Origin of the sequence: Streptosporangium sandarakinum (genome assembly GCF_050942225.1) — a bacterium.
Taxonomy (GTDB): domain Bacteria; phylum Actinomycetota; class Actinomycetes; order Streptosporangiales; family Streptosporangiaceae; genus Streptosporangium; species Streptosporangium nondiastaticum.
Genome location: NZ_CP192034.1, coordinates 5,673,272 through 5,697,498, shown reverse-complemented (window position 1 = coordinate 5,697,498; position 24,227 = coordinate 5,673,272). Strand labels below are relative to the sequence as shown.

Genomic DNA, 24,227 nt, shown 5'->3' with positions numbered 1-24,227 from the left:
GGAGACGGGGGCCGGTTCGCGCTCGATCGGCGGATACGGGGCCGGTTACCCTGGGCGGGTGAACGATCCCCTGGTGGCGCGGATGCGCGGGTTCGGCACGACGATCTTCGCGGAGATGTCGGCGCTGGCCGTACGGACCGGTTCGATCAATCTCGGGCAGGGCTTCCCCGACACCGACGGTCCGGCGGCGATGCTGGAACGGGCGGCGTCGGCGGTCCGGGAGGGGCACAACCAGTACCCGCCGGGGCCGGGCGTCCCCGAGCTGCGCCAGGCCGTCTCCGAGCACCGCAAGGAGCACTACGGCCTCGCCTACGACCCCGACGGGGAGATCCTGGTGACCGTCGGGGCCACCGAGGCGGTCGCCGCGTCGGTCCTGGCTCTGTGCGAGCCCGGCGACGAGGTGATCGCCTTCGAGCCCTACTACGACTCCTACGCCGCCGCGATCGCCCTGGCCGGAGCCGTGCTCAGGCCGGTCACCCTGCGTCCGGACGGCGGCCGCTTCACCTTCGATCCGGCCGAGCTGCGCGCCGCGGCGGGTCCGCGCACCCGGGCGATCCTGGTCAACTCCCCGCACAACCCGACCGGCACGGTCCTCGACCGGGCGGAACTTTCGGAGATCGCCGACCTGTGCCGGGAGCGTGACCTGGTCGCCGTCACCGACGAGGTCTACGAGCACCTCACCTTCGACGGCGTCGAGCACGTCCCCCTCGCCACCCTCCCCGGCATGCGCGAGCGCACCGTGACGATCTCCTCCGCGGGCAAGACCTTCTCGGTGACCGGCTGGAAGACCGGCTGGGTGTGCGCGCCGCCGGAGCTGGTCCGGGCCGTGCAGACCGTCAAGCAGTTCCTCACCTTCACCGCCGCCGCCCCCTGGCAGCTCGCCGTGGCCCACGGCCTGCGCCACGAGATGGAGTGGGTCGCCGCGCTGCGCGACGGCCTTCAGGCCAAGCGCGACCGGCTGGGCGCCGGGCTAGCCGCGGCCGGGTTCGACGTCTACCGCCCGGCCGGGACCTACTTCGTCCAGGCCGACATCCGCCCGCTCGGCCTCGCCGACGGTCTGGCCCTCACCCGCGACCTGCCGTCGCTGGCGGGCGTGGTGGCCATCCCCACCCAGGTCTTCTACGCCCGCCCGGAACGGGGCGCCCACTTCGTCCGCTTCGCCTTCTGCAAGAAGGACGAGGTCATCGACGAGGCCGTCCACCGCCTGACCCGCCTCGGCGAAACCGATCGTGACCATCGGTGACGAGTCGCATCCTATCCGTCGCAGACCCCAGGCACGGGGGTCCGCCCCGTCAGGAGACGATCCGGATCGGCAGGCGTCTGGCGCGCAGGGCCGCGCGGATGGCGGTGGCGATCTGGGCGTACTCGGCGGTGCGGGCGGAGCTGGCGCGGTAGGCCAGGCCGATGGTGCGGCCCGGGACCGGGTCACGGAAGCGGCGCAGCGCCGGCCGCGAGCGCCTGCCCGTCTCCACCGCGACCGCCGACTCCGGCAGCAGGGTCACCCCGAGCCCGCCCGTCACGAGCTGCACCAGCGTCGGCAGGCTGGTCGCGTACGTCGTGGCGGTGGCGCGGGCGCCGACCTCGCGGCAGACGTCGATGGCCTGCTCGCGCAGGCAGTGGCCCTGGTTGAGCAGCACGATGTCCAGCCCCTTGAGCGTCTCGCGGTCCACCGGCCCCGACCCGGCGGCCAGGGGATGGTCCGCGGGTACGGCGAGCAGGAAGTCCTCCTCGTAGAGGGGCTCCTCGACCAGCCCCGCGGCGTCGGTCGGCAGCGCGAGCAGCACCATGTCGAGGCGGCCCTCGCGCACCTCCTCCAGGATGGTCTCGGTCTTGGCCTCGTGCACGGTCAGCTTGAGCCGGGGGAACTCGCGGGCGAACATCGGCAGCAGCACGGGCAGCACGTACGGCGCGACGGTGGGGATCACCCCGAGGTGCGCCGGGCCGCGGAACGGCTCCCGGGTCTGCGCCACCTCCTCCACCAGGTCCTCCACCGCGGCCATGACCCGCGCGGCGTGCTCGGCCACCCGCTCGCCGGCCGGGGTCAGCAGCACCTTCCTGGTGGTGCGCTCCAGCAGCCGGGCCTGCAAAGTCTCCTCCAGGGCCGATACGGCCCCCGACAAAGCGGGCTGACTCATCCGGAGAGACGCGGCCGCCTCCCTGAAGTGCAGATGATCGGCCACGGCGAGGAAGGCGCGCAGCTGGGCCAGGGTGGGGACTGGATCACTGATAGGAAACACCTCTCGGATTGGTCCGGTCGTTCGATTTCACAGATCAATGCTAGATGCGGCAGGGTAGGGCACCGACAACGAAGTCCTCTTCAAAGGAGATCCGGACTTGCTCACCATCGGTGACCACTTCCCTGAGTTCGAGCTGACCGCGTGCGTCTCGCTGGACGCCGACAACGCCTTCGCCGACATCACCCACAAGTCCTACGAGGGCAAGTGGAAGGTCTACTTCGCGTGGCCGAAGGACTTCACCTTCGTCTGCCCGACCGAGATCGCCGAGTTCGGCCGCCTCGAGGGTGAGTTCGCCGACCGGGACGCCCAGGTCCTGGGCTTCTCCGTCGACTCCGAGTACGTCCACCACGCGTGGCGCAAGGACCACCCGGACCTGCGTGAGCTGCCCTTCCCGATGATGTCCGACATCAAGCGGGAGCTGTCCGAGGCCCTGGGCATCCTGGGCGAGGACGGTGTCGCCCAGCGCGCCACCTTCATCGTGGACCCGAACAACGAGATCCAGTTCGTCATGGTGACCGCCGGTTCGGTCGGCCGCAACGTCAAGGAGGTCCTGCGGGTCCTCGACGCGCTGCAGTCGGACGAGCTGTGCCCCTGCAACTGGAACAAGGGCGAGGCCGGTCTGGACGCCCAGAAGCTGATGGCCGGCGCCTGATGTCGGTCGACAGCCTGAAGGACGCCCTGCCGGCCTACGCCAAGGACGTCAAGCTCAACCTCGGGTCGCTGGTCACGACCTCCTCGCTGACCGAGCAGCAGCTCTGGGGGACGCTGCTCGCCTGCGCGGTGGCCACCAGGTCCCAGCGGGTGATCGCCGAGATCGCCTCCGAGGCGGCCGACACCCTGTCGGCCGAGGCGTTCACCGCTGCCAAGGGCGCCGCCGCGATCATGGCGATGAACAACGTCTACTACCGGTCGATGCACCTGATCGGTGACGAGACGTACGCCACCATGCCGGCCAAGCTCCGGATGACGATCATCGGCAACCCCGGCGTCGAGAAGGTCGACTTCGAGCTGTGGTCGCTCGCGGTCTCCGCGATCGGCGGTTGTGGCCGGTGCCTGGAGTCGCACGAGCAGGTGCTGCGCCAGGCGGGCATGCCGCGCGAGCAGGTTCAGGAGGCCGTCCGGATCGCCGCGGTGGTCAACGCCGTCGCCGCGACGCTGGAGGCCGAGGCGGCCCTGGCCGCCGTCTGAGGTTCTCCTCCCGCACGGAGAACGGGCGGGCGTCCTTGAAAGGACGCCCGCCCGTTCGCGTTCCGGAAGATTCCGGGAAGGTTCCGGAAGGCTCCGGAGAGGCCGGGGATGCCGGGTGGTAGGTCAGTCGACCGTGACCGGGGGAGCCGAGGGGTCGGCGGTCTCGGGGCGGGGGCCCCGGGCCGAGCGCAGCGGCACCTCCTTCAGCATCAGGGCGGTCACCACGGCGACCAGGGCGATCGGCACGCCGACCAGGAAGACCATCTGCATGGCCCGGGTGAAGGCCTCCAGGACGATGTCCAGCACGGGGGCGGGCAGCTTGCGGATGTCGTCGGGCGCGCCGAGGCTGGGCGTGCCGCCGCCGGTGAGGCGCAGGTGTGCCTCCCGCGCGAGGGAGACGATCTCGGCGCTGAGCCGGTTCGTCAGGATGGCGCCGAAGGCCGCCACGCCGACCGCGCCGCCGAGGGAGCGGAAGAACGTCACGCCCGAGGTGGTGGAGGCCATGTCGCGGCGGGTGACGGAGTTCTGCGCGGCCAGGATCAGGATCTGCATCGTGGCGCCCAGGCCGACGCCGAGCACCGCCACGTCGACGCCGACGACCACCAGCGAGCTGTCCACGTGCAGGCGGGAGAGCAGGAACAGGCCGGCCGCGACCAGCAGCATGCCGAGGACCGGGAAGATCTTCCATTTGCCGGTCCGGCTGACGATCCGGCCGGTCGAGATCGAGGCGGTCAGCAGGCCGAGCACCATGGGCAGGGTCATCAGGCCCGAGCCGGTGGGGCTCATGCCCTTGACGATCTGCAGGTACTGCGGCAGGAACATCAGCGCGCCGAACATGGCGGCGCCGACCAGCAGGGAGGTGACGCTGGTGAGCACGAAGGTGTGGTTGCGGAAGAGGTGCGGCGGCAGGATCGGGTCGGCGGCCCGGCGCTCGGCGAAGACGGCGGCCACGAACATGACCAGGCTGAGCCCGCCCAGGGCGTAGGTCCAGCCGGAGTTCCAGGCGAACTCCTTGCCGCCGAGGGACAGCAGCAGCATCAGCGCGGTGGTGCCGCCGGTGATGAAGGTGGCGCCCCACCAGTCGACCTTGGTGTCGCGGCGGACGAACGGCAGCTTGAGCACCTTCTGGATGACGACGAACGCCACCACGGCCAGCGGCACGCAGATCCAGAACGTCCAGCGCCAGGACATGTTGTCGACGATGAAGCCGCCGAGCAGCGGCCCGGCCACGGTGGAGACGCCGAAGACGGCGCCGATGTAGCCGGAGTAGCGGCCCCGCTCGCGGGGCTCCACCACGTCGCCGAGGATGATCTGCGGCAGTGCGGCCAGGCCGCCGGCGCCGATACCCTGTACGGCGCGGGCCGCGATGAGCTGTCCCATGTTCTGGGAGAAGCCCGCGGCCACCGAGGAGAACAGGAAGACCAGCAGGGCGGCCTGGAACATGAACTTGCGCCCGTACAGGTCGGACAGCTTGCCCCACAGCGGGGTGGAGGCCGTCATGGTCAGCAGGGTCGCGCTGGCGACCCAGGAGAGCTGCTCCTGACCGCCGAGCTTGCCGACGATGGTCGGCAGCGCGGTTCCCACCACGGAGGTCGAGATCATCGACGTCAGCATGGCGAGCATCAGCCCGACCAGGATCTCCAGCACCTGTTTGTGCGTGAAGTGCGGCGCGGTCTCGGCCTGGACCCGTTGTCCAGTCAGCATGAAGCGGCCCCCAATGTATGTACGATACACATGAAGCTAGTAGACGCTTGTTTACTGGTCAAATCCGGAAGGACCCTGAGGTGGACGAGACACGGCAGCGAGACCGGGAGGGCACCCGGCGGCGCATCCTCGACGCCGCCCGCCGGCTGTTCACCGAACTCGGCTACGACCAGGTGACGATGCGGCTGATCGCCGCCGAGGCCGATGCCAACATCGCGCTGATCAACCGCTACTTCGGCAGCAAGCGGGAGCTGTTCGCCGAGGTGCTGGCCGTACAGGGGCGCTTTCCCGGCCTGCTGGAGGTCCCGTCCGAGGAGCTGCCCCGCCGCCTGGCGGAGTACGTCGCCGACCGGCTCAGGTCGGACCAGGGCAGCCTGATCATGTCGGCGCTCGTCAGGTCGTCGGGCTGCGCCGAGACCCACGAGATCATCCGTGACCGGGTCAGGTCGGCGATCCTGGAGCCGCTGGCCGCGCGCCTGCCCGGCGGCGACGCGGCCTTCCGGGCGACCGCCGCCACCGCGGTGATCACCGGGGTGAGCATGCTGAGCCAGCTCTACGGCAAGGGCGAGCTGGAGGCGCCGGACCGGGAGGCCGTGGTCGGGCGGCTCACCGCCGTCTTCCAGGCGTGCCTGGCGCCCTGACCCCGGTCCGACGGTCCGCTACGGTCCGCCCCGCTTCCGGTGCGACCCCCGCCACGGACGCGCCTCCCGCCCCGGCGCCGTGCGCCGCCCTCACCTCGGCTCCGGGCCCGGGCGGAGGCCCTCGACGTACTCGGGCACGGTGATCAGCGGCGGACGTTCGTGCACGCTCACGTCGCTCACCCGCGGCCGCCGGTCGTCGCCCGCCGTGGGGAACTGCAGGATCTCGTGGCACGGCAGGGCGGAGGCGGGCACGCGCCCCTGGCGTTCCAGCCGCGTCCAGGCGGTGAGCATGATGTGCGCGGCCATCTGCCCGAGCGCGTCGAGCGTCTGGTGGGAGTGGACCCGCACGCCGAGATCGACCTGCGCGAGGGCGTCCAGCCCCACCAGGCCGAGCAGGTCGATGAGCAGGCCCAGTTCGACGCCGTACCCGGTGACGAAGGGGATCCGCTCCAGCGTGGCGCGGCGGCCCGCGTACTCGCCCGCCAGCGGCTGGCGGAAACCGGCCAGCTCGGGCCAGTGCAGGTTGATCAGCGGCCGGGCGACCAGCTCGGTCACCCTCCCGCCCGCGTGCGGCCGGGAGACCGCGCCCTCGGTGAGCGGCCGGTCGTAGCAGCCCTTGACGTAGGCCACCGAGGGGTCCGACAGGAGTGGGCCGAGCAGCCCGGTGACGAAGCGCGAGGAGAAGTCGCGCAGGTCGGCGTCCACGAAGACGACCACGTCGCCGGTCGTGACGGCGAGCGCCTTCCAGAGGGCGTCGCCCTTGCCGGTCATGGCGCCGTACCCGGGCAGCGGGGCGTTCTGGAAGACCACGCGGGCGCCCGCGTCCGCGGCCCTCCGGGCGGTCGCGTCGTGCGAGTGGGAGTCCACCACCACGAGCTCGTCGACCAGCGGAAGGCGCTCCTGCAGGTCACGCCGGATCCGCCCGACGATCTTCCCGACGGTGCTCTCCTCGTTCCGGGCGGGCAGCACGACGCTCACCCGGTGGTCTCCCTTGGCCGCCGTCACCGCCTCGGGGGGCCAGTCGCCCGACAGGCTCGTACGAGCCTCCAGCCAGCGGCCGACCTCAGTGAACATCACCCGTCGCGGGGGTGGGCCCCGGTGTCGTCATCGCTCCTGGCTCCCCTCCGCTGTGTGACTGTCTTCCTCGGGTTTGCCCTTGTATGAGGCGTTTAATCCGATATATGGGCTTTTGCGGAGATGGGGGCGGCCGGGGCGGAGAACCCGGCCGGACCCCGGACGGCTCCGGTGAGCGCCGGTGGGTGTCGGCGAGTTCTGTCGAAGAGCGGTCCCGCCTTGGGCAAGGAGTGCCCATGAGCCGGGCCGTACCGGCCGTTAGCGTCGCGGTGTGGGGCGGCCGGTCCGGCCGGGGCGAACCCTCGCGGGTCCCGGCCGGGCGATCCCCGCCGCGCCCGGCCGCGCGTGGCGCGCACCGCGGCCGGGCCGCCGGGGGCACCATGGAACCCTCGCCACCGAGCACGGACGTGGACACGACCCGACGGAAAGGCGGCAGGGATGCCGGAACCCATCGAAGTGCGGAAGGTCGCCATCGAGAGCGTCACCGACGCCTCCGGGCTGGCCCGGCTCATCGACGACGGGGTGATCGAGGCGCACCGGGTGCTCGCGGTGATCGGCAAGACCGAGGGCAACGGAGGGGTGAACGACTACACCCGCATCCTGGCCGACCGCGCCTTCCGCGAGGTCCTGGCCGCCAAGGGCCACCCCTCACCCGAGAGCGTGCCGCTGGTGTGGTCCGGCGGCACCGACGGCGTGCTCAGCCCGCACGCCACCGTCTTCGCCACCACGGCGAACGCCGAGCCGAGCGACGAGCCGCGCCTCAGCGTCGGCATCGCGATGAGCGACGTCATCCTCCCCGAGGACATCGGCCGCCCGGCCATGATCGAGAAGGTCGCCGCCGGTGTGCGGGAGGCGATGAAGACCGCCGGGATCGACGACCCGGCCGACGTCCACTACGTGCAGACCAAGACCCCCCTGCTGACCCTGGCCACCATCGAGGACGCCCGGTCGCGCGGCAAGGAGGTGGTCACCGACGACACCGGCGCGTCGATGGACGTCTCCAACTCCACCACCGCGCTCGGCGTGGCGGTCGCGCTCGGCGAGATCAAGACGCCCTCCGCCGACCGGATCCACCGCGACCTGTCGCTGTACTCCTCCGTCGCGTCCTGCTCCTCGGGCGTCGAGCTGGACCGCGCGCAGATCGTGGTCGTCGGCAACGTGCGCGGCATCGGCGGCCGCTACCGCGTCGGACACTCCGTCATGCGGGACGCCCTGGACGCCGACGGCATCTGGGCGGCCATCCGTTCCAGCGGCATCGAGCTGCCCGAGCGCCCGCACCCGTCCGACCTGGGCGGCAGGCTGGTCAACGTGTTCATGAAGTGCGAGGCCGACCCGTCGGGCAGGGTACGGGGACGCCGCAACATCATGCTGGACGACTCCGACGTCCACTGGCACCGCCAGATCAAGGCGGCGGTCGGCGGCGTCGCGGCCTCCGTCACCGGCGATCCCGCCGTCTTCGTCTCGGTCGCCGCGGTCCACCAGGGCCCGAGCGGGGGCGGTCCGGTGGCCGCCATCGCCGACCTGGGATGACTCCCGGCCCCAGGGGCCCGGCCGAGCCCGCGGCCCCGCCCCCGGGGCTCAGCAGCGGACCATCGGCAGCAGGGCGCCGGCCGCGTCGCGGCCGGACGCCATGACCTCGCAGCCGAGCATGATCAGGGCCTGCTCCGAAGGGCTGGACGGCTCGGCGTGGACGATGACGAGCTGCTGACCCGGGGAGCTGGTGATGTCGAACACCTCGCAGCTCAGCAGCATGTCCCCGACGACGCGGTGGCGCAGCGGGGTGACCGCGGGGGGAACGTGGGAGACGTCCTGGCGCGCCCACAGCCGGCGGAACTCCGGGCTCCTCCGGGACAGCTCGCCGACCAGCTCGACGAGCCTGGGGTCGTCGAGGTCCGCCCCCGCGGCGGTGCGCAGGCGGGCCACCTTGGCGTGGGCGACGGCCTCCCAGTCCAGGCCGAACTCCCGGTACAGGCTCCGTGTGGCGGAGTCCAGGAAGACCATGCGCATGAGGTTGCCGGCGTGCTCCTGACCCGCGAAGAGAGCGACGGCCAGCCGGTTCGCCGCCAGCACGTCCATGCAGCGGTCGATCACCAGCGCCGGGGTGTACGGCCAGCTGTCGATCAGCCGCAGCACCTCGGGGCTGACCTGCCGTACCTGACCGTCCCCGTCACCCCGCCTCGGTCCGGGGTGCGCCAGCTCGTGCAGGTAGGCGGCGGCGTCGGGGTCGAGGCGCAGCGCCCGCACCAGGGCGCCGATCACCTGCTCCGACGGGTGGCGTTCGCGTCCCTGTTCCAGGCGGATGTAGTAGTCGGTGCTCATCCCGGCGAACATCGCCACCTCTTCGCGGCGCAGTCCCGGGGTGCGGCGGGGACCGGAGTGCAGAAGTCCCACCTCTACGGGGTTCAAAGCCTCGCGGCGAGCACGCAGGAACTCGCCGAGGATGTTTTTCCTGCCCATCTCCTCACCAGATCCGGTTCTTCGCCTGCCGGCGCTCCCTACTGGTTCTCTCACGTCAACCAACCGGCCGGACGACCTGTTCCCGCAGGTGGGAGCGACGATCCTGGGAGCGACGCCCCCACGCTCCGGCCTGGGGGAGATGTTCCTACCCTCCCCGGCGGCATCCCGCCTAGCTTTACTCATGAGGGGTCAACTCCGCCCGGCGCGGCCGTCCCGAGGGCTCCGCGCCGCGACCGGGAACCGCGTGACCGGGCCCCGGCCCCCGGGGCCGGGAGCGGAGTCGCCGTCCGGGCGACGCCGATCCCGCTCTCACGGGCGTCGCCCGGGAACGCGGCCGATCCGATCGGAGGTGAGCTGGAATGATCGGATTCAGGAACACCTTCGCGGCCGGGACGACGGTGCTTTCCATCATCGCCGCCCCCACCGCGGTGCCGATCCAGTCCGCGGTGGCGGCCATCGCGTCCGGAGCCGTCGCCGTCGCGCCCGTCCTCGCCGGCAGCGCCGACGGGGCGGCCAACGGTGTCGGGCCTCGTCGCGTGGGGAGGACTCTGTCCGACGGCGTCGCCGTCGTGCAGGTCCTCGCCGGGAGCGCCGACGGGGCGGCCAACGGCGGCGGCAGCAGCCACGGGGGGATCAACGGCGACAGCGGCCTGTGACCGCCGCGGGTGGAACGAATCCCCGTCCCCCGTCCGGACCGGCCGGGGGCGCCGGTAGGCTCCGGATTCGTGCCGAGCATTCCGCAGCCCCTGGTCCCCGACGACGACGGTTCCGCCGACGCCGCCCTGGCGTCCGCGCTCGCCGCGTTCTCGTCCGGTGCGGCCGACGCCGGAGCCGTGGTGGCGGCGCTGTCCGGTGCGCGGCTGCTCGTCCCGGTGGTGGCCCTGCTGACCTCCTCCGAGGTCGGCGAGCACGGGCTGCGCCAGGAGAAGGAGAGCGAGATGGCCCTGCCGAAGCTCGTCGGCAAGGACGGGCGGGAGGCCGTGCCGGCCTTCACCGGGGCCGAGTCGCTCCGCCTCTGGCGCCCGGACGCCCGGCCCATCCAGACCACCGTGCCGCTGGTCTGCCAGGCCGCGGTCCACGAGGAGGCCGCCGCGGTGGTGCTCGACGTGGCGGGACCCGTGCCGTTCGTGATCGAGGGGGCCGTCCTGCGGGCCCTCGCCGCGGTCGCGTCGGGCGACGTCGGCGGACTGGGCCCGGAGGTCACCGTGGCCCGGATGGCGGACGTCCCCTCCGCCCCCGAGGCGGCCGGGGCCCACGAGCCCACGGGGGCCGCCGGGACGTCCGGGCGCAGGCGGTTCGGCCTGCCCTGGCGCAGGCGAGCCTGACCCTCCGGCCGCACACCGGGCCCCCGGCCGCGGCGTAGGGCGGGCCGTGACCGTCCGGTGGCCGCGGCGGGCCACCCGGCCGCGGCCGTACGGCGGGCACGACCGGCCCGCCCGGACTATGGTCGAGCGGTGGTCCTCCTCCCCGCCGCGGCGGCCCTCGCCGGAGTGCTGATCGGGCTGTGGTCGCGCGTCCTGGTCGTGCGGCACTCCCCGCCCGGGGGGGAACCACCGCCGTTCACCGTGGAGGCCGTCACCGGGCTGGTCCTCGCCGCGCTCACCTGGCGGGCCGTCACCCCCGGCCTCGACCCGGCCTGGCCGGGCGGCCTCTGGGACGGCGCCGCGCGGGCCGTCGCCGCGCGGGCCGCCGGCCTCCTCGCCCTCTGCTGGCTGGCCGGGGTCTGCGTCGTGCTGGCCTTCGTCGACGCGGCCGTCCGCCGGCTGCCCGACCGGCTCACGCTCGCCGCCTACCTCGGCACCGGCGTCCTGCTGACGGTGTCCGCCGCGGCCGGGGGACGGTGGGGCGACCTGCCGCGGGCCGGGCTCGGCGGGCTCGCGCTGGCGGCCTTCTACCTGCTGCTCTTCCTGGTCAACCCGGCGGGGATGGGGCTGGGCGACGTCAAGCTCGCCGCGAGCCTCGGCACCGCGCTCGGCTGGCTCGGCTGGGGCGTCCTCGTCGCCGGCGCGTTCCTGGGCTTCCTGGCGGGAGGCGTCTACGGCGTCGCCCTGCTGGCCACGCGCCGCGCGGGCCGCCGCAGCGAGATCCCGTTCGGCCCGTTCATGGTCTTCGGCGCGTTCGCGGCGGTCCTCGCCGCCCCGCTCCTCTGATCCCCGCCCGGCGCGGCCCGCCGTACGGGCCGGTGTCTCACCAGGTGAGCTGCGGCCATTCCAGTGGGCGGCACGTGGAAGACTTGTCATCATGTTGCGCTGGTTGACCGCAGGAGAGTCCCACGGCCCCGAGCTCGTCGCGATCCTCGAAGGCCTGCCCGCCGGGGTGGAGGTGACCACGGCCGACATCGACGAGGCGCTGGCCAGGCGCCGCCTCGGCTACGGCCGCGGCGCCCGGATGAAGTTCGAGCAGGACGTGGTGACCATCGCCGGCGGCGTACGGCACGGCCGCACGCTCGGCAGCCCCGTCGCCGTCCGCGTGGGCAACACCGAGTGGCCCAAGTGGGAGACGGTCATGGCGGCCGACCCGGTGGACCCGGCGCTGCTGGAGGGCCAGGCCCGCAACGCGCCGCGCTCGCGCCCGCGCCCCGGCCACGCCGACCTGGCGGGCATGCAGAAGTACGGCTTCGACGACGCCCGCCCGGTCCTGGACCGCGCCAGCGCCCGCGAGACCGCCGCCCGGGTCGCCCTCGGCCAGGTCGCGAAGAAGTTCCTCAAGCAGGCCCTCGGCGTCGACATCGTCAGCCACGTCCTGTCGATCGGCGGGGCCGGCACGACCTCCGAGACGCTGCCCGGACCTGACGACCTGGCGAGGATCGACGCCGACCCGGTGCGCTGCGCCGACCCGGCCGGCAGCGCCGCCATGGTCGCCGAGATCGACCGGGCGCACAAGGACGGCGACACCCTCGGCGGGGTCGTCGAGGTCGTCGCCTACGGCCTGCCGCCGGGCCTGGGCAGCTACACCCACTGGGACCGCCGCCTCGACGCCCGCCTCGCCGCGGCCCTGATGGGCATCCAGGCGATCAAGGGCGTCGCCCTCGGCGACGGCTTCGAGACCGCCCGCCGCCCCGGCTCCCGGGCCCACGACGAGATCGAGAACACCTCCGAGGGGGTCCGCCGGATCACCAACCGCGCCGGCGGCGTGGAGGGCGGCATGACCAACGGCGAGCCGCTGCGGGTGAGCGCGGCGATGAAGCCGATCTCCACCGTCCCCCGGGCGCTGGCCACGATCGACGTGCTGACCGGTGAGGCGGCCAAGGCCCACCACGAGCGTTCCGACGTGTGCGCCGTACCGGCCGCCGCGATCGTCGCCGAGGCGATGGTCGCGCTCGTCCTGGCCGACGCCGCGCTGGAGAAGTTCGGCGGCGACTCGGTCGAGGAGGTCGCCCGCAACCTCGCCGGCTACCTGTCCTCGATGGTGATCAAGTGACCGGGCGCGCCGCCGGGCGGAGGACCATGGAGAAAGCCACCGAGAAAGCCACCGAGAAGGCCACGGAGAAGGAGACACGGTGAGTCCCCGCGCAGTTCTGATCGGCCCCCCCGGAGCGGGCAAGTCGACCGTCGGCAGGCTGCTCGCCGGACGACTCGGCACCGCCTTCCGCGACACCGACGCCGACGTCGAGGCCGTGGCGGGCAAGCCCGTCAGCGACATCTTCGTCGAGGACGGCGAGGAGCGCTTCCGCGAGCTGGAGGCCGAGGCCGTACGGCGGGCGCTGACCGAGCACGACGGCGTGCTGGCCCTCGGCGGCGGCGCGGTCCTCTCCGAGGAGACGCGGGAGCTGCTGGCCGGCCACCCGGTGGTCTACCTGGAGGTCGGCCTGTCGCAGGCGGTCCAGCGGGTGGGCCTGGCCTCGGCGCGGCCGCTGCTCGTGCTGAACCCGCGCAGCCGGCTGAAGAAGCTCATGGACGAGCGCCGCCCGGTCTACGAGGGCCTGGCCACCGTCGTCGTGGCCACCGACGACCGCGAGCCGGGCGAGGTCGCCGACGAGATCGCGAAGGGGCTGCGGCCGTGACCGTCTCCAGGATCAGGGTCGGCGGGGCGACCCCCTACGACGTCGTCGTCGGCGCCGGCGTGCTCGGCGAGCTGGGCGGCCTGCTCGGCGAGGGGGTCCGCACCGTCGCGGTGGTCCACCCCGTGAGCCTGCCGGAGATCGCGCGCCCGGTCCACGGCGCCCTGGAGTCGGCCGGGTACGAGGTCGTCGCGCTGCCGGTGCCCGACGGCGAGCGGGCCAAGACGGCAGAGGTGGCCGCCAGCCTGTGGTCGGAGTTCGGCCGGCACGGCATGACCCGCTCCGACGCCGTGGTCGGCGTCGGCGGGGGAGCGACCACCGACCTCGCCGGGTTCGCCGCCGCGACCTGGCTGCGCGGCGTCAAGGTCGTGCAGGTGCCGACCACCCTGCTCGGCATGGTCGACGCGGCGGTCGGCGGCAAGACCGGGATCAACACTCCGGAGGGCAAGAACCTCGTCGGCTCCTTCCACCCGCCGGCCGGCGTCCTGTGCGATCTCGCCACGCTGGTCTCGGTGCCCCGCGACGACTACGTCGCGGGCCTGGCCGAGGTCATCAAGGGCGGCTTCATCGCCGACCCGGAGATCCTGGCGCTCATCGAGGACGACCCCGAGGGCGCCCGGCACCCCGAGGGACGGCACACCCGCGAGCTGATCGAGCGCAAGGTGCGGGTCAAGGCCGACGTCGTCGGCGCCGACCTGCGCGAGAGCGGCCTGCGGGAGATCCTCAACTACGGCCACACCCTCGCCCACGCCATCGAGCGGGCCGAGGACTACCGGATGCGCCACGGCGAGGCCGTGGCCATCGGCATGGTCTACGCCGCCGAGCTGTCCCGGCTGGACGGCCGGATCGGCACGGCGATCGTGGAGCGGACCCGCTCGATCCTGACGTCGGTCGGGCTGCCCACGGCCTACCGCCGCGAGGCCTGGCCGGAGCTGCGCGACCACATGCGCCTGGACAAGAAGAGCCGCGGGGCCAGGCTGCGTTTCGTCGTCCTGGACGACCTGGCTAAGGTGTCTCCGCTGGAGGATCCGCCCGAGGAGCTGCTCGAGGCCGCCTACCACGAGATCGCCCGGTAGCCCCCGGCCGGCCCGTCCCCGCGGCCCGGCGGACCGCAGCACGGAAGGCACGGCCCCGGCGGGCCGCGCGGTGACGAGGAAGATCGGTGGAATGAGACCCGTCTACGTGTTCAACGGCCCCAACCTGTCGCGGCTCGGCACGAGAGAGCCCGACGTCTACGGCGCGGAGACCTTCGAGGACCTGGTGGAGCTCTGCCGGGAGGCCGGCAGGGAGCTGGGCCTGTCGGTGGACGTCCGGCAGACCGACGACGAGGCCGAGCTGGTGGGCTGGCTGCACGAGGCGGCCGACTCGCGGACCCCGGTGGTGCTGAACCCGGCGGCGTTCACCCACTACTCCTACGCGCTGCGCGACGCCATCGCCCAGCGCACCGCGCCCCTCGTCGAGGTGCACATCTCCAACCCGGCCGCGCGGGAGGAGTTCCGCCACAACTCGGTCGTCGCGGGGGTGGCCACCGGCACCGTCGCGGGCTTCGGCCTCCGGTCCTACGCGCTCGCGCTGCGCGCCATCGCGGAGGAGGCGTGATGGGTTACCGTTCCTTCGTCGCCGTCGGCGACAGCTTCACCGAGGGCATGAACGACCCCGGGACCGGCGGGGCCTTCCGCGGCTGGGCCGACCGGGTGGCCGAGCGGCTGGCCGCGCTCGACCCGGAGTTCCGCTACGCCAACCTGGCCGTGCGCGGCAAGCTCATCGACCAGATCATCGCCGAGCAGCTGCCGCGGGCGATCGAGATGCGCCCCGACCTGGTCAGCTTCTGCGCCGGCGGCAACGACCTGCTGCGGCCCGGCAGCGACCCCGACCGGATGGCCAAGAAGATCGCGACGGCCGTGCGCGAGCTGCGGGCCACCGGCGCCGAGGTGCTGCTGTTCACCGGCGTGGACCCGCGCGACACCCCGATCATGCGCCGCGCCCGCGGCACCTTCGCGATCTTCTTCATGCACCTCCGCTCCATCGCCGACCTGCACGGCTGCCACCTGGTGGACCAGTGGTCGATGCAGGGACTGCGCGACTGGCGGGCCTGGAGCGAGGACCGCCTGCACATGAACGAGGAGGGCCACCGGATGGTGGCCGCCAAGGTGTGCGAGGTGCTCGGGATCGACGTCGACGACGACTGGCGGAAGACCTGGCCGCCGCTCGACCACGTCGATCCGGCGGCCAAGCGCCGCGAGGACATCCAGTGGCTGCGCGAGCACTTCGGCCCGTGGGTGGTCCGCCGGATCCGCAGGCGCTCCTCCGGCGACGGCCTCGACCCCAAGCGCCCCGACCTGGAGCTGTTCCGCTGATCCCCCGCGGGGGAGGGAGAGTCGCCGGAGCGGCCCCGTACGGCCCGGCCCCGGCGCGCCGTACCGGACCGGAGCCCGGCGCCGCGCCGTACCGGGGCCGCGCCGTACCGGGGCCGCGCGCGGGGCCGTCAGGACTCCGCGAGCCGCCGCAGCGCCTGGCGGACCTTCTCCGGGTCGTTGGTGGGCCAGAACGGCGGCAGGGAGTCGCGCAGGAAGCCGGCGTAGCGGGCGGTGGCCAGCCGGGGGTCGAGGACCGCGACCACGCCCTTGTCGTGCTGGCTGCGCAGCAGGCGGCCCGCCCCCTGCGCGAGCAGCAGCGCGGCGTGGGTGGCGGCGACCGCCATGAAGCCGTTGCCGCCCTTGGCCGCCACATGCCGCTGGCGGGCGGAGGTCAGCGGGTCGTCGGGCCGGGGGAACGGGATGCGGTCGATGATGACCAGCCGCAGCGACGGCCCCGGCACGTCCACCCCCTGCCACAGCGACAGGGTGCCGAACAGGCAGGTCGGCTCGTCCTCGGCGAACTGCTTGACCAGCAGCATGGTGGAGTCGTCGCCCTGGCACAGCAGCGGCACGCTCAGCCGGTCGCGCAGGGCCTCGGTGGCGGCCTTGGCGGCGCGCATCGAGGAGAACAGGCCGAGGGTCCGGCCGCCGGCCGCCTCGATCAGCTCGGTGATCTCCTCCAGGTACGCCTCGGGCAGGCCGTCGCGGCCCGGCTGGGGCAGGTGCCTGGCGACGTAGAGGATGCCGCTGCGCGGGTGGTCGAACGGCGAGCCGACGTCGAGGCCGGTCCAGTTCTTCGCGCGCTTTCCGCTTTTTTTGTCCGACTTTCCAGTGGTCTTGTCCGCGCCGCCGGCGCCCTCCCCGGAGTCGCCCTCGGCGGCGTCCCTGGAACGGTCGCCGGTGCCGAGGCCCCACTGGCGGGCCAGGCCGTCGAAGGCGCCGCCCAGGGCGAGCGTCGCGGAGGTCAGGACCACCGTACGGTCGCCGAAGAGCTTGTCGCGCAGCATCCCCGCCACGGTCAGCGGGGCGATCCGCAGCACGGGCGGGCGCCGGTCGGTGCCGGCGTCCAGCCAGACGACCTCGGCCCGGTCGATCTCCTCGGCGTGGCCGAAGGCGTCGAGGATCCGCTGGGCGGTGTCGTGGACCTCGTCCAGGGCGGTGAAGGCCGCCTTGCGCAGCCCGGCGCCCTCGGGGTCGTCCTTGTCGCCTCCCTGGCGCGGGCCCAGGGAGGTGATGCACGCCCACGCCGCGTCGCGGATCAGGGCGAGGGTCAGGCCGAGCACCTGGGGCAGCTCGTCGAGCCGGCCGGGCGGCGCGGCGGCCAGCAGGGCCTTGAGGTCCTCGCCCGCCTCCATGAGGCGGTCGGAGGTCGGCTGGTCGATCAGCCGCCCCACCCGCCGCACGGCCGCCATGACCATGGTCTCCGACAGCTCGCCGCTGACCACGGAGGTGACCCGGTCGACCAGCTCGTGGGCCTCGTCCACCACGACCACCTCGTGCTCGGGCAGCAGCGGGAAGTCCTCCATCGCGTCGATCGCCAGCAGCGCGTGGTTGGTGACGACGATGTCGGACTCCCCGGCGCGGGCGCGGGCCAGCTCGGCGAAGCACTCGGCCCCGCTGGGGCAGCGGGTGGCGCCCAGGCACTCCCTGGCGCTCACCGAGAACTGCCGCCAGGCCTGCTCGTTGACGCCGGGCACCAGCTCGTCGCGGTCGCCGGTCTCGGTCTCCTCGGCCCACTCCTGGATACGCTGGACCATCCGCCCGGTCGCGCTCACCTCGCGCGGGTCGAAGAGCTGGTCCTGCTCGTCCTCGGGCCACCCCGCGGTGGCCTTGTAGCGGCACAGGTAGTTGCGGCGGCCCTTGAGGATCGCGAACGTGGGTTCGTGCGGCAGGTGCGGGGCGAGCGCGTCGGCCAGCCGGGGCAGGTCGCGGTCGACGAGCTGGCGCTGGAGCGCGATGGTGGCGGTGGAGACCACCACGGCGCCGTCGGAGGTCATCGCGTGCCGGACAGAGGGGATCAGGTAGGCGAGGGACTTGCCGGTGCCGGTGCCGGCCTGGACGGCCAGGTGCTCGCCCTTGTCGATGGCCCGCTGGACGGCCCGCGCCATCGTGAGCTGGCCGGGCCGCTCGACCCCTCCGACCGCCTTGACGGCGGTGCTCAGCAACTCCTCGACGGGGGGCAGGAGCTCCTGCGAGGAGGCGTCGTCGGCTTCGGCGTGGGTGATGGAGTCGGTCGGCACGACAGCCAACCGTACTCGGTCCCCACGACGATCGCCGCCGCTCCGGCCGGTGAGTGCGCGGACGCGTCCCGGCATTCCGGAAGCCATGTCCCATGTCGCGTGGCAGACTGGCTCCGGCACCCGGCCGCCGGAACGCCCTCGGTCGAAAGGAGATCGTCCGTTTCGGTGTCACCGGGGTGAAAGATGGGGACGAAAGGACCGGTTCGGTAGAGTTTCCCGGGGTCGAGTGGACGAATAAAGGCTGGTTGAAGCACGATGTCCTCCATGTCGGAAGTTGTCCCGTTGCCGTCGTTCGGCGAGGTGTTCTTTGACGAGCGTGGCCAGGAGCGGGTTCTACGGGTCACCTGGCACGAAGGCACGCTGGTCCTGAGCCTGTGGCGCGGGGAGATGTGCACCGCCAGTTTCCGCATGCCGCTGAACGACGTCGGCCGCCTGGTGGACGCCCTCGACGAGGGGTTCATCCAGGCCGGGGGCCAGTACCCCGACGAGGTGGACGACCAGCCGCAGGCCGTGCCGCCGGGGGGACAGGCGGCCCAGGCCGCGCCCGCCGGGCCCGGCGGTCCCACGGGCTTCCCCGTCTCCGGGGAGTTCCCGGCGGCCGGCGAGCTGCCCGGCACCGGGCAGTACGCCCGCCCCCCCCCCGAGGAGTACGCCCAGCCGCAGCCGTATCCCGATGACCGGCAGTATCCCGATCCGGACCGGCAGTATCCCGACGCCGCCGCCCAGTCCGAGCCGCCGGACGACCGCCCGGTGCCCGCCCACGGCCCCAACGACGTGCTGGTGGCCCGGGGGGCCGTGCCGCCGCCCCCGGACCGTTCCCCGGGCCGCGCCGCCGACTACGGCTCCGGCGACGCGGTGCCCCGGGAGAACATGATCGTGGGCGACTCGCTGTCGTACGGCCGGCCGTACCCCGCCGAGCCGCTGGGCCCGGCCTCCGGCGAGCCCGCCTACCAGATGCCCGGCGGCGACCGCTACGGGTCCCGGCAGCCGGACCCCTTCGCCGCCCCGCCCTCCGGTCCCGACGCCTACGGCGCGGCGCCCGACCCGTCCGACCCCTACGGCGGGCCGCCCACCCAGCCCGGCCCGTACGACTCCCCGGCCGCCCACCGGCAGCCCGACCCCTTCGCCCCGCCCGCCGAGCGGTACCCGTCCCACTCCGCGCACCCCGACCACTACGCCTCCCCGGGCGCGGCGCCCCAGGGGCAGCAGCACTCCACCGACCCGTTCGGCTTCGCGGCGCAGCAGCGCCAGTCGGCCTACGACGCCGGCCCGTCCGAGCGGTCCGACCCCTACGGCTACCCCGCCCCCCAGGCCGACCCGTACCTCGGCGGCGCCCCGGGCGCCCCGCAGCCGGGTACGGCCGGCCACCCCGCGGACCTGCGCGACCTGTACGGCTCGCCGCCCGCCGGCTACCAGCAGGGGGTCGACCCGTCCGACCCGCTCGGCCTGCGCGGCAGGCAGCCCGACCCCGACCCGCTGGGGCTGCACGGCCGGCAGGATCCACGGATGTCGCGCCCGTACGTCCCGGACCCGCCGCACTCCACCGGTGAGCGGCTCCGCCCCGACCAGGGTTACGAGGAGCGCCGCCGCGACGAGCGGGACGACCGTCACGACTGGTGATCCCGGGGCAGACGCCCGGGATCACCGCGCTCGGGGGAGCCGATGAGCCAGGAGTCCGTACTCCAGCTGCTGCTCGTTCCGGTCATCGCCATCGCGGTGGCCGCCGTCGCCAGACGGCGCGAGTGGTCGGCGCCGCTGCTGCTGGTGCTGGCCGGGCTGGTGCTCTCGCCGCTGGTGCCCGGCTACCAGCTTGACCCCGAGCTGATCCTGCTGGTGTTCCTGCCCCCACTGCTCTACTCCGCCGCGATCGACAGCTCCTACACCAGGCTCAAGGCCGTCCGCAGACCGGTCGCGCTGCTGTCGATCGGGCTGGTGCTGTTCACCACCCTGGTCGTCGGCTGGGTGACCCACCTGCTGCTGCCGGATCTGCCGGTGGCCGCGGCCTTCGCGCTGGGCGCCATCGTGGCGCCGCCCGACGCGGTCGCCGCGGTCGCGGTGGCCCGGCGGCTCGGGCTGCCCCGCCGGGTGGTCTCCATCCTGGTGGGGGAGAGCCTGTTCAACGACGCCACCGCGCTCACCGTCTACCGGGTGGCCGTCTCCGCCGCGCTGGGCGCCGGGATCACCTGGCCGGAGGCGGCGGGCAGGTTCCTGTACGCCGCGGCGGGCGGCGTCGCGATCGGCGTCGCGCTCTCCTGGCTGCTGACCCGGCTGCTGCAGCTGCTGCGCGACCCGCTCACCGAGAACACCGTCATGCTGCTCATCCCGTTCGGGGCCTACCTGACGGCCGAGATCGCCCACACCTCCGGGGTGGTCGCCGTGGTGATCGTCGGACTGTCCGTCGGGCACAGGATGCCCTCGGCGGGCTTCGGCACCAGGCTGCTGTCCGGCGCCGTGTGGCGGGTCATGGGGTTCTTCCTGGAGACGATCGTGTTCATGCTGATCGGCCTGCAGCTGTGGCCGATCATGAGCGCGCTGGGCGGGGAGGACCCGTGGAGGCTCGCCGGGATGGCGCTGGCCGTCTTCGCGGCCACGGTGCTGGCCAGGGCCGTGTGGGTCGTGCCCAGCATCCACCTGCCGAGGAGGCTGTCGGCCCGGGTCCGGCGGAACGAGCCGAAACCGCCGTCCTGGCCGGGGACGCTCATCGTGAGCTGGGCCGGCATGCGCGGGGTGGTCTCGCTCGCCGCGGCCTTCGCCCTGCCCAAGGACTTCCCGGGCCGGCCCACGATCCTCTTCCTCACGTTCGCGGTGGTGATCGGCACGCTGCTGATCCAGGGCCTGTCGTTCCCGGCGCTCATCAGCCGGCTGCGGGTGTCCAACGAGCAGGAGATCTTCGCCGACAACCTCGCCGAGGCCGGCGCCAAGCAGCAGGCCGCCACCGCCTCGCTCGCCCGGCTGGAGGAACTGGCCGCCGAGGGGATCCCCGAGTCCGGCGAGCACGTGGTGCGGCTGCTCAGGAAGCGGACCGAGCACCAGCCGCTCGCCGCCTGGGAGCGGCTCGGCGGCGGGACCGGCCCCGAGGGCGAGGAGACGCCCAGCGGCCTCTACCGGCGGCTGCGCCGGGAGATGCTGGCGGTCGAGCGCGACGTGCTCGTACGGCTCCGCGACGAGGGCCGCATCGACGACGAGGTGCTGCGCCGGGTCATCCGGGAACTCGACTTCGAGGAGGCCAACCTGGAGCGGGAGTAGGCCCGTTCCCGGCCGCGGGACCGGTGGTCCGGACGCCGGTGCTATCGTGGACGGGACCTATGACCGTGAGCGATGGGAGACAGGGAATGGCAGGGGACCTCGACATCTCCGGGTGACACCGGAAGTGGCCGGCCCACGGCAGGCGCGTGATCGCCGCCGTCGGGGCCATGTCGACGTTTCATCGATCCCTGCCGTCCGCCGGGCGTCCCTGACGCGCCCGCTTCCGTACGAGGTCTTTCTTTCATGTCCGACGCCTTCGTCGTCTGTTCCAACCTGTCCTTCTCCTGGCCCGACGGCACCCCCGTCTTCCAGGAGTTGTCCTTCACCGTGGGCCCCGGCCGCACCGGCCTGGTCGCCCCCAACGGCGCGGGTAAGACCACCCTGCTCAAACTGATCGCCGGTGAGTACCGGCCGACCGGCGGCGGTGTCACCGTCGGGGGCGTGCTCGGCTACCTGCCGCAGAGCCTGCCCCTGTCCGGTGACCTGACCGTGGCCGAGGTCCTCGGGATCGCCCCGGTGATCGCGGCCCTGGACGCCATCGAGTCCGGGGACGCCGCCGAGGAGCACTTCACCGTGATCGGCGACGACTGGGACGTCGAGGAGCGCACCCGCGCCCAGCTCGACCGGCTCGGCCTCGCGGACCTCGACTTCGACCGCCGCCTGCGCACGCTCAGCGGCGGCCAGGCCGTCTCCCTCGGGCTCGCCGCGCAGCTGCTGAAGCGGCCCGACGTGCTGCTGCTCGACGAGCCGACCAACAACCTCGACCTCGACGCCCGCCGCGGACTGCACGACGTGCTCGACGACTGGACCGGCTGCCTGCTGCTGGTCAGCCACGACCGGGCGCTGCTCGACCGGATGGACCGCATCGCCGAGCTCGACCGGGGAGAGCTGCGCTCCTACGGGGGGAACTTCACCGCCTACGAGGAGGCGGTGCGCGCGGAGCAGGAGGCCGCCGAGCGGACCGTCCGCAGCGCCGAGCAGGAGCTGAAGCGGGAGAAGCGGGAGATGCAGCAGGCCCGCGAGCGGGCCGAGCGCCGGGCGGGCAACGCCGCCCGCAACCTGAAGAACGCCGGCCTGCCGCGCATCTTCGCCGGGAACATGAAGCGCGGCGCCCAGGAGTCGGCGGGCCGGGCGGGCCAGGCGCACTCCGCGCGGGTCGAGGACGCCAGGGCGCGTCTCGACGAGGCGAGCCGGGCCCTGCGCGACGACCAGAGGATCGCGCTGGACCTGCCGGGGACCGAGGTCCCGGCCGGGCGCACGGTCTTCCACGGCGAGGGCATCCAGGTCCGCCGCGGCGACCGGCCGCTCTTCGCCGGGCAGGGGATCGACCTGACCGTCCGGGGTCCCGAACGCATCTCGCTGACCGGGCCCAACGGCGCCGGCAAGACCACCCTGCTCCGCGTGCTCGGTGGTGACGTGGAGCCGGAGGGCGGCCCGGTCAGGAGGGCCGCCGGCCGCGTCGCCTACCTGTCCCAGCGGCTGGACCTGCTCGACCTGGACCGCACCGTGGCGGAGAACCTCGCCGCGTTCGCGCCCGGGATGCCCCAGGCCGACCGGATGAACCTGCTGGCCCGCTTCCTGTTCCGCGGTTCCCGCGCCCACCTCCCGGTCGGGGCGCTCTCCGGCGGCGAGCGGCTGCGCGCCACGCTGGCCTGCGTCCTGTACGCCGAGCCGGCGCCCCAGCTCCTGCTGCTGGACGAGCCCACCAACAACCTCGACCTGGTGAGCGTCGGCCGGCTGGAGAGCGCGCTTCAGGCGTACCGGGGGGCGTTCGTGGTGGTCAGCCACGACGAGCGGTTCCTCGCCGAGATCGGGGTGAACCGCCGGCTGCGGCTCTCCGAGGGCCGTCTGCTGGAGGCGGGGGCCCCGGAGGACGCCTGACGGGTGCGCCCCGGCCCCGGGAACCCGGGACCGGGGCGCGCTCCGGGTTCCGTTCCGTGGACCTCCGCCCGCGCGGCCGCGGCGGACGGGACGATCCACGGAACGGAATCTAGCCGAGCATCTCGTCGACGAAGCACCACCGCCAGGTCTCGCCCGGTTCGAACGAGGCGATGACCGGGTGGCCCGTCTCCCGGAAGTGGGCGGTGGAGTGCCGGCCGGGCGAGGAGTCGCAGCAGCCGATGTGCCCGCAGTCCAGGCACCTGCGCAGGTGGACCCAGCGCATGCCGGTCCTCAGGCACTCCTCGCACCCCTCGGTGGTGCGAGGGGACGGGTCCCCGGCCCCGGTCAGGTGTTCGCAGTCGGTCATTTTCCCCCCTTGGTCCAGTTCAGGACGCCTCACGGAGATCGTACGACCCCCGCCCGGGGCGTCCGGCGGCGACCGGGCGGCCCCGCCGAGGGACGATCGTACGGTCCCCGCAGGTCGGCGGTCTGCACAGGTCGGCCGTCCCCGCCGGTCCGGTGGGGCATGTGTCCGCGCGGTGCCGCTCGCCGTACGGATCCGCCGGGTAGGGTCTGGGCATGCGACCCCCTACGCGACGCGTCCCCGCTCTCGCCACCGCCGCGCTGGCCGCCGTTCTGGTCACCACGGGATGTTCCGAACTGCAGGAGGTGAGCCAGGGCGTCGACAAGGCGCAGCAGTGCCTGCAGGCCACCGGCATCGTCACCGACACGGTGCGCAAGGTCTCCGGCCTGACCGACGACCCCGCCGCGCTGGAGAAGGCGCTGAACGACGGCGCCGCCAAGCTGGGCGATCTCGCTGACCAGGCCGCCAACACCACGCTGAAGGAGGCCGCCGACGGGGTGGCCGCCGACCTGCGGAAGGTGAACGTCACCGACGTCAACAGCGCCGTCGACGCGGCGCAGAAGACCGCGGCCGACTCGGCGCGCTGGGTCGAGCAGCTGAGCTCCGCCTGCTCCTGACCCGTCCGCCCCGCCCACCGCGGGGGACCCGCCGGGCCGCCTCCCGAGGGCCCGCCGGACCGCCTGGGAACCAGCCGGGCCACTCTCCCGAGGGCCTGCGGGGCCGCCTCCCGGGGGCCTGCGGGTCGCCCGGGAACCCGCCGTTCCCGCGGCGGAGACCTCCCGGCGGGGCCGCAACGGGATCCCGAGTTCTCTATGGGAAATATCGGGGAAATACCGTC

23 protein-coding genes are annotated in these 24,227 nt (G+C 73.4%); 17 read left to right on the top strand and 6 right to left on the bottom strand.

Annotated features, from left to right (window positions below; all coding sequences use genetic code 11):
• Positions 1–58: 58 nt before the first annotated feature.
• Positions 59–1,243, top strand: a complete 1,185-nt coding sequence (locus ACQP10_RS26475) for a pyridoxal phosphate-dependent aminotransferase (RefSeq protein ID WP_399499302.1) — start codon at positions 59–61, stop codon at positions 1,241–1,243.
• A gap of 49 nt (positions 1,244–1,292) precedes the next feature.
• On the opposite strand, the gene ACQP10_RS26470 is transcribed toward ACQP10_RS26475, so the two are convergent.
• Positions 1,293–2,180 (bottom strand): hydrogen peroxide-inducible genes activator, encoded by an 888-nt coding sequence (locus tag ACQP10_RS26470; RefSeq protein ID WP_433541945.1) that lies wholly within the window; start codon positions 2,178–2,180, stop codon positions 1,293–1,295.
• Between the two features lie 154 nt (positions 2,181–2,334).
• Here ACQP10_RS26470 and ACQP10_RS26465 point away from each other — a divergent pair, with 154 nt between their 5' ends.
• The gene (locus ACQP10_RS26465; RefSeq protein WP_179827174.1) at positions 2,335–2,889 is read left to right on the top strand and encodes a peroxiredoxin; all 555 of its coding nucleotides are present in this window, start codon (positions 2,335–2,337) and stop codon (positions 2,887–2,889) included.
• A complete protein-coding gene (locus ACQP10_RS26460) occupies positions 2,889–3,425 on the top strand; it encodes a carboxymuconolactone decarboxylase family protein (RefSeq protein WP_346022894.1) in 537 nt (178 codons plus the stop codon). Before ACQP10_RS26465 ends, ACQP10_RS26460 begins: the two co-directional genes overlap by 1 nt.
• Positions 3,426–3,548: 123 nt before the next feature.
• On the opposite strand, the gene ACQP10_RS26455 is transcribed toward ACQP10_RS26460, so the two are convergent.
• The gene (locus tag ACQP10_RS26455; protein ID WP_346022893.1) at positions 3,549–5,129 is read right to left on the bottom strand and encodes an MDR family MFS transporter; all 1,581 of its coding nucleotides are present in this window, start codon (positions 5,127–5,129) and stop codon (positions 3,549–3,551) included.
• An 80-nt stretch (positions 5,130–5,209) separates the two neighbouring features.
• Here ACQP10_RS26455 and ACQP10_RS26450 point away from each other — a divergent pair, with 80 nt between their 5' ends.
• On the top strand, positions 5,210–5,770 hold the full coding sequence (locus tag ACQP10_RS26450) for a TetR/AcrR family transcriptional regulator (protein ID WP_346022892.1): 561 nt from the start codon (positions 5,210–5,212) through the stop codon (positions 5,768–5,770).
• Between the two features lie 90 nt (positions 5,771–5,860).
• On the opposite strand, the gene ACQP10_RS26445 is transcribed toward ACQP10_RS26450, so the two are convergent.
• Positions 5,861–6,844 (bottom strand): glucosyl-3-phosphoglycerate synthase, encoded by a 984-nt coding sequence (locus ACQP10_RS26445; protein WP_433539928.1) that lies wholly within the window; start codon positions 6,842–6,844, stop codon positions 5,861–5,863.
• Between the two features lie 438 nt (positions 6,845–7,282).
• On the opposite strand from ACQP10_RS26445, the gene ACQP10_RS26440 reads away from it, so the two are divergent.
• Positions 7,283–8,374, top strand: coding sequence for a ring-opening amidohydrolase (locus tag ACQP10_RS26440; protein WP_433539927.1), 1,092 nt, complete (start codon positions 7,283–7,285; stop codon positions 8,372–8,374).
• 48 nt (positions 8,375–8,422) lie between these two features.
• On the opposite strand, the gene ACQP10_RS26435 is transcribed toward ACQP10_RS26440, so the two are convergent.
• Entirely contained in the window at positions 8,423–9,301 is an 879-nt protein-coding gene (locus tag ACQP10_RS26435; RefSeq protein WP_433539926.1) for a helix-turn-helix transcriptional regulator, read from the bottom strand.
• 359 nt (positions 9,302–9,660) lie between these two features.
• Between ACQP10_RS26435 and ACQP10_RS26430 the strand changes: the two genes are divergently transcribed.
• The 8 genes from ACQP10_RS26430 to ACQP10_RS26395 all read left to right on the top strand — a co-directional run bounded on the left by ACQP10_RS26430 (position 9,661) and on the right by ACQP10_RS26395 (position 15,658).
• Complete coding sequence (locus ACQP10_RS26430; protein ID WP_392570961.1) at positions 9,661–9,957, top strand: hypothetical protein; 297 nt, start codon at positions 9,661–9,663, stop codon at positions 9,955–9,957.
• A gap of 69 nt (positions 9,958–10,026) precedes the next feature.
• Positions 10,027–10,626 (top strand): SseB family protein, encoded by a 600-nt coding sequence (locus ACQP10_RS26425; protein WP_346022887.1) that lies wholly within the window; start codon positions 10,027–10,029, stop codon positions 10,624–10,626.
• Between the two features lie 129 nt (positions 10,627–10,755).
• A complete protein-coding gene (locus tag ACQP10_RS26420; RefSeq protein ID WP_392570960.1) occupies positions 10,756–11,451 on the top strand; it encodes a prepilin peptidase in 696 nt (231 codons plus the stop codon).
• A 91-nt stretch (positions 11,452–11,542) separates the two neighbouring features.
• Positions 11,543–12,721 carry a chorismate synthase gene (gene aroC / locus ACQP10_RS26415; RefSeq protein ID WP_179827193.1) on the top strand — a complete coding sequence of 393 codons (1,179 nt, stop codon included), beginning with the start codon at positions 11,543–11,545 and terminating at the stop codon, positions 12,719–12,721.
• Between the two features lie 79 nt (positions 12,722–12,800).
• Complete coding sequence (locus ACQP10_RS26410) at positions 12,801–13,304, top strand: shikimate kinase (protein ID WP_179827195.1); 504 nt, start codon at positions 12,801–12,803, stop codon at positions 13,302–13,304.
• On the top strand, positions 13,301–14,377 hold the full coding sequence (gene aroB / locus ACQP10_RS26405; RefSeq protein WP_433539925.1) for a 3-dehydroquinate synthase: 1,077 nt from the start codon (positions 13,301–13,303) through the stop codon (positions 14,375–14,377). The genes ACQP10_RS26410 and aroB overlap by 4 nt, the downstream gene beginning before the upstream one ends.
• 91 nt (positions 14,378–14,468) lie before the next feature.
• On the top strand, positions 14,469–14,900 hold the full coding sequence (aroQ, locus tag ACQP10_RS26400; RefSeq protein ID WP_179827199.1) for a type II 3-dehydroquinate dehydratase: 432 nt from the start codon (positions 14,469–14,471) through the stop codon (positions 14,898–14,900).
• Positions 14,900–15,658, top strand: coding sequence for an SGNH/GDSL hydrolase family protein (locus ACQP10_RS26395; protein ID WP_346022884.1), 759 nt, complete (start codon positions 14,900–14,902; stop codon positions 15,656–15,658). Before aroQ ends, ACQP10_RS26395 begins: the two co-directional genes overlap by 1 nt.
• Before the next feature lie 128 nt (positions 15,659–15,786).
• Here the strand turns inward: ACQP10_RS26395 and ACQP10_RS26390 are convergent, their stop codons facing one another.
• A complete protein-coding gene (locus ACQP10_RS26390; protein ID WP_433539924.1) occupies positions 15,787–17,898 on the bottom strand; it encodes an ATP-dependent DNA helicase in 2,112 nt (703 codons plus the stop codon).
• A gap of 264 nt (positions 17,899–18,162) precedes the next feature.
• Here ACQP10_RS26390 and ACQP10_RS26385 point away from each other — a divergent pair, with 264 nt between their 5' ends.
• From ACQP10_RS26385 to ACQP10_RS26375, 3 genes are all read left to right on the top strand, one after another.
• Positions 18,163–19,518 carry a hypothetical protein gene (locus tag ACQP10_RS26385; RefSeq protein WP_433539923.1) on the top strand — a complete coding sequence of 452 codons (1,356 nt, stop codon included), beginning with the start codon at positions 18,163–18,165 and terminating at the stop codon, positions 19,516–19,518.
• Between the two features lie 42 nt (positions 19,519–19,560).
• Positions 19,561–21,144, top strand: coding sequence for a Na+/H+ antiporter (locus tag ACQP10_RS26380; RefSeq protein ID WP_389996754.1), 1,584 nt, complete (start codon positions 19,561–19,563; stop codon positions 21,142–21,144).
• Positions 21,145–21,387: 243 nt separating this feature from the next.
• Entirely contained in the window at positions 21,388–23,025 is a 1,638-nt protein-coding gene (locus tag ACQP10_RS26375) for an ABC-F family ATP-binding cassette domain-containing protein (protein ID WP_179827205.1), read from the top strand.
• A gap of 109 nt (positions 23,026–23,134) precedes the next feature.
• On the opposite strand, the gene ACQP10_RS26370 is transcribed toward ACQP10_RS26375, so the two are convergent.
• Positions 23,135–23,392, bottom strand: a complete 258-nt coding sequence (locus tag ACQP10_RS26370; protein ID WP_179827206.1) for a ubiquitin carboxyl-terminal hydrolase 14 — start codon at positions 23,390–23,392, stop codon at positions 23,135–23,137.
• Between the two features lie 212 nt (positions 23,393–23,604).
• On the opposite strand from ACQP10_RS26370, the gene ACQP10_RS26365 reads away from it, so the two are divergent.
• Positions 23,605–24,006 (top strand): hypothetical protein, encoded by a 402-nt coding sequence (locus ACQP10_RS26365; protein WP_346022879.1) that lies wholly within the window; start codon positions 23,605–23,607, stop codon positions 24,004–24,006.
• Positions 24,007–24,227: the final 221 nt, after the last annotated feature.

Coding starts and splice junctions, on each gene's coding strand:
- ACQP10_RS26460 (WP_346022894.1), top strand. CDS start 2,889: ATGTCGGTCGACAGCCTGAAGGACGCCCTGCCGGCCTACGCCAAGGAC.
- ACQP10_RS26435 (WP_433539926.1), bottom strand. CDS start 9,301: ATGGGCAGGAAAAACATCCTCGGCGAGTTCCTGCGTGCTCGCCGCGAG.
- aroC (WP_179827193.1), top strand. CDS start 11,543: ATGTTGCGCTGGTTGACCGCAGGAGAGTCCCACGGCCCCGAGCTCGTC.
- ACQP10_RS26385 (WP_433539923.1), top strand. CDS start 18,163: ATGTCGGAAGTTGTCCCGTTGCCGTCGTTCGGCGAGGTGTTCTTTGAC.
- ACQP10_RS26430 (WP_392570961.1), top strand. CDS start 9,661: ATGATCGGATTCAGGAACACCTTCGCGGCCGGGACGACGGTGCTTTCC.
- ACQP10_RS26395 (WP_346022884.1), top strand. CDS start 14,900: ATGGGTTACCGTTCCTTCGTCGCCGTCGGCGACAGCTTCACCGAGGGC.
- ACQP10_RS26380 (WP_389996754.1), top strand. CDS start 19,561: ATGAGCCAGGAGTCCGTACTCCAGCTGCTGCTCGTTCCGGTCATCGCC.
- ACQP10_RS26440 (WP_433539927.1), top strand. CDS start 7,283: ATGCCGGAACCCATCGAAGTGCGGAAGGTCGCCATCGAGAGCGTCACC.
- ACQP10_RS26375 (WP_179827205.1), top strand. CDS start 21,388: ATGTCCGACGCCTTCGTCGTCTGTTCCAACCTGTCCTTCTCCTGGCCC.
- ACQP10_RS26365 (WP_346022879.1), top strand. CDS start 23,605: ATGCGACCCCCTACGCGACGCGTCCCCGCTCTCGCCACCGCCGCGCTG.
- ACQP10_RS26370 (WP_179827206.1), bottom strand. CDS start 23,392: ATGACCGACTGCGAACACCTGACCGGGGCCGGGGACCCGTCCCCTCGC.
- aroQ (WP_179827199.1), top strand. CDS start 14,469: ATGAGACCCGTCTACGTGTTCAACGGCCCCAACCTGTCGCGGCTCGGC.
- ACQP10_RS26455 (WP_346022893.1), bottom strand. CDS start 5,129: ATGCTGACTGGACAACGGGTCCAGGCCGAGACCGCGCCGCACTTCACG.
- ACQP10_RS26445 (WP_433539928.1), bottom strand. CDS start 6,844: ATGTTCACTGAGGTCGGCCGCTGGCTGGAGGCTCGTACGAGCCTGTCG.